This is a genomic window from Alcanivorax sp. HI0044 (assembly GCF_001634945.1).
In genome coordinates this window covers 1-814 of record NZ_LWEZ01001934.1, presented here as the reverse complement: position 1 = coordinate 814, position 814 = coordinate 1, and the positions used below count along the sequence as shown (strand labels likewise).

Annotated in this window: 1 protein-coding gene; it reads left to right on the top strand. The window is 58.7% G+C overall.

What is annotated here, in order from left to right; genetic code table 11:
• Positions 1-33: 33 nt before the first annotated feature.
• A partial coding sequence (locus A3730_RS28680) for an FAD:protein FMN transferase (RefSeq protein WP_231884085.1) occupies positions 34-814 on the top strand: 781 nt, incomplete at its 3' end.

Sequence of the window (814 nt, the reverse complement as noted above, 5' to 3'; positions counted from 1 at the left end):
ATTGAAGCGGCGTTGGAGCAGGTAAACGCCCAGATGAGCACCTACCGACCGGATTCCGACCTTAGCCGTTTCAACAGCGCCGAGCCGGGGACGCTGATGAATCTGCCCTCGGATACCGTTAAGGTGATGACTGCCGCCTTTTCCCTGTCGGAACAAACCGGCGGCGCCTATGACGTGACGGTGGGGCCGCTGGTTAACCTGTGGGGCTTCGGGCCGGACCCGGACCGGTTTGAGCCACCAGAGGCCAGCGAAATCGAGACAGCGCAGGAACGGGTTGGCTGGCAGAAACTGCTGCTCAGCGACCAGCAACTGCTGCAGCCCGGCGGCATCTATGTGGATTTGTCGTCCATTGCGAAAGGTTTTGCGGTGGACAAGGTGGCGGCCTTACTGGATAGCCACGGGCTGAATAACTACCTGGTAGAGGTGGGCGGAGAACTGCTGGGCAAGGGCAGCAAACCCTATAAACAGCCCTGGCGGGTTGCCGTAGAACGCCCGATTGCGGGTGTTCGCGAGGTGGAGCAGGTGGTAGACCTGAAGAATATGGCCGTGGCTACCAGTGGCGATTACCGTAACTTTTTTGAGTCGGACGGCCGCTTGTATTCCCATACCATTGACCCCCGTACCGGTTACCCGGTGGAGCATCAGTTGGCCTCGGTGTCCGTTTTGCACAAAAGTGCCATGATGGCCGACGGTCTGGCCACCGCCATGACGGTGCTGGGCCCGGATGAAGGAATGGCTTTCGCCAAAGACCAAGAACTGGCAGTGTTTTTTATTGTCAGAACCAGTAAGGGCGTGGAAGAGTTATCGACTCCCG